We start from the raw sequence: 3,197 nt of genomic DNA on the forward strand, positions 1-3,197 counted from the left end.
GCGATGGGGCGGGTGGCTCTCGCCGAGACTGCCCAGCCGCTGCGGGACCGGCTCCTCGCCCTGGCCGGACGGCGGACAGCACGCACCGCCGTCGGAAGCGGTTCCACCCGGTAGCCAGCCGGCCGGGATCAGCCACCCGGTAGCCAGCCACGCATGGCAGCCCACGAGAACCTGCCCGCAGCACACCGCCGGCAGCCCGCACTCCGCAGCGCGGGAATCAGCGCACCGGCGACGCGGGTTCCTTGCCGCCCGGGACGCCGCCTGGAACTTCAGCCAGGACGGGGCCCGGAACAGTCCGGGCCACCGCCACGCCGGGCCGCTTCCCCGAGGTGCCCCGGCGGCTGGAGCGGCCGTAGACCAGGTACATGGTCACGCCGGTGATCACCATCAGCAGCACGGTGTAGACAAAGGTGTTCGCCACCCCCTGGACCCCTTCAGCGCCGTCGGTGTTCGCCTTGATCACCAGGCCGAGCGGCTGGACCAGGGGGTGCGCCAGGAAGATGGCGGTGTCGTAGTCGTCCAGCATGCTGTTGAAGTTCAGGGCCGTGATGGCCGCGGCGGCGGGCAGGACCAGCGGGAGCAGGATGCGGCGGAAGACGTACAGCGTTTTGGCGCCCATGATGGCCGCCGCTTCCTCCAGGGAAGAGTTGACCGAGGCAAAAGAGGCTTTGAGCATCCGCAGCGTGAAGGGAATCTTGACCGTCACAAAGGCAATCAGCAGGATTACCGTGGTCCCGGTGAGGACCGCCCCGCCCACCAGGGGATTCGGGTGGTCGTAGCTGAGGATCAGGCCCAGTGCCAGCAGCGCTGAGGGAAGGACCCAGGGGATGTGGAGCAGGTACTCGAACACCGTGCTGACCCAGTTCTTGTACTTCTGCAGCAGCCGGGCCACAAACAGCAGCCCGCCCACGGCGATGACCGCGGCCAGCGCGCTGTAGATCACGCTGACAATGAACGGCCGGAGGCCCGACGGCTGGGTCAGGACATGGATGTAGTTGTCCAGGGTCAGGCTGCCGAAGGAGATCTGCCCGGTTTGGATGGCAGCGCCGTCAGCAAAGGAGTAGAGCACGATCAGGACCACCGGAAGGGTGTAGATCGCGAACAGCAGGTAGGCCAGGATGTGGACCGTGGCGTTCGCTGCCGGGCTGGTGATCTGCTGTTTCTGCAGCGCCGAGGACACCTTGGACACCGAGAAGTAGGTGCCGCCTTTCTCCAGCCGCGACATCACGGCCAGCATCAGGATCGTGGCCACACCCAGGATGACGGCCAGCAGGGCGGCCAGGTCCCGGGACGTGGGGCTGTTGGTGAACGTCAGGATCATCGGCGTGATGGTCTGGAAATCCCGTCCGCCCAGCACCTGGGGAGCGCTCAGGGCACCCAGGCCGGTGAGGAAGGACAGGATGGTGACCGCGAACAGGGTGGGTTTGAGCATCGGCAGCACTATCCGGCGCAGGATGGTCCACGTTGAGGCGCCCAGGTTCCTGGCCGCCTCGATGGTCTGGTAGTCAACACCCTTCAGGGCATTGGCCACGAACAGCATGTGGTTGGTGGTGGTGGCGAACGTCATCACCACCAGGACGGCGAAGAACCCCGAGAACCACGCCGGATCCATCCCGGGAAAGACCTTCACCAGGAGCGAGGTGACAATTCCCTTGTCCCCGTAGATGAACTTGTAGCCCGCGGCCAGCACAATGCCGCCGTAGATGAACGTCGAGGCGTAGCCCAGGAACAGGATCCTCGATCCGCGGATTTTGAAGTAATGCGTGACCAGCACAATGAAGATGCCCACCACGTTCACGGTGATGGACAGTGCCACGGCCAGGAGGAAACTGTTCCCCAGGGACTTCATGGCCCGCTGTGAAGAGAACAGCTTCTCCGCTGCGCGGCCGGAGAAATTGCCGTCCGGAAAGAACGTGACCATCAGGACGTTCAGGTTGGGCCACACCAGGAAGGCGGCGATGAACCACGTGAGGACCACCCCCACGATCAGCACAAACGGGGAGCGGAGCATGCCTTTGGTCGAGGAGGGGGTGCTCATGGCAGGGCCACTGGCTCGCCCTGCCTGTCCAGGGCCAGCCCGGTATCCCGGTCATACTGCAGGATGTGGTTGGGCTGGACATAAACGGTGGTGTCCGCACCGGGTTCCGGCTGCACACCGCCGTCCTCTTTGACGAGCAGGCGGATCTCCGCCCCGTGGCTGCGGACCACATAGCGGCTGTGGAGGCCGTGGTACGTCCGTGACACCACTTGCCCGGAAAGCCCGACGGCGGTGCCTCCGTCCGCCGGTGGGGTCAGGGAGGCTTTTTCCACCCGGAGGTAGGAGTTGGCCCCGGTGCTGAGTTCCTCACCGGACGCCCTGTTCACCTCCGCCACGAACTGGGGGGTGAGCGCGGAGCTGTCGCCAATGAAGTTGCAGACAAATTCCGTGGCCGCATTGTCATAGATGTCCTGCGGTGTTCCAATCTGCTCCACCACGCCCTTGTTGAAAACAGCCACCCGGTCGCTCATGGCCAGGGCCTCATCCTGATCGTGCGTGACATAGACCGTGGTGATCCCGAACTCGCTCTGCAGGTCCTTGAGCTGTTGCCTCAGCTGGTGCCGGAGCTTCGCATCAAGGTTGGACAGCGGCTCATCCAGCAGCAGGATCTTGGGCTTGAGCACCAGGGCGCGGGCCACGGCCACGCGCTGCTGCTGGCCACCCGAAAGCTCAGCCACATTTTTGTGCAGCTGTTCATCGCTGAGCTCCACCCGGTGCGCTATATCGCGCACCAGGCGGTCGCTCTCGGCTGACTTTTCCTTCCGGACCCGGAGCCCGAACGCAATGTTTTCCCACACACTCATGCTGGGAAACAGGGCATAGTTCTGGAACACCATGCCCACCTGGCGTTTGTCGCTGGGCAGCTTCGTCACGTTTTTTCCGTCCACGTGGACTGTTCCCTGGGAGGGCTCAATGAACCCTGCCAGGGTCCGCAGTGCCGTGGTCTTGCCACACCCGCTGGGGCCGAGCAAAGTGAAGAACTCCCCGGGCTTCACATGCAGGTCAAGGTTGGGAATGGCAATGAAATCGCCAAAGGAAACTTCGATGTTGTCCAAGCGGATCATGACGGGGCCTGTCTGGGTGGGACTGGAAGGAACGGGAAGGATGGCGAACTAGGGCATGTACTCGAGTTCGATCTTCTCCACCCACGGGCCCATGT

Annotated in this window: 2 protein-coding genes; both read right to left on the bottom strand. The window is 64.0% G+C overall.

Annotated features, from left to right (window positions below; genetic code table 11):
- Positions 1-217 precede the first annotated feature (217 nt).
- A complete protein-coding gene (locus tag DBR22_RS16345; protein ID WP_108599889.1) occupies positions 218-2,038 on the bottom strand; it encodes an ABC transporter permease in 1,821 nt (606 codons plus the stop codon).
- Positions 2,035-3,102, bottom strand: coding sequence for an ABC transporter ATP-binding protein (locus DBR22_RS16350; protein ID WP_108599890.1), 1,068 nt, complete (start codon positions 3,100-3,102; stop codon positions 2,035-2,037). Before DBR22_RS16350 ends, DBR22_RS16345 begins: the two co-directional genes overlap by 4 nt.
- Positions 3,103-3,197 lie beyond the last annotated feature (95 nt).

This window comes from Arthrobacter sp. HMWF013, from assembly GCF_003061105.1.
Lineage (GTDB): Bacteria > Actinomycetota > Actinomycetes > Actinomycetales > Micrococcaceae > Arthrobacter.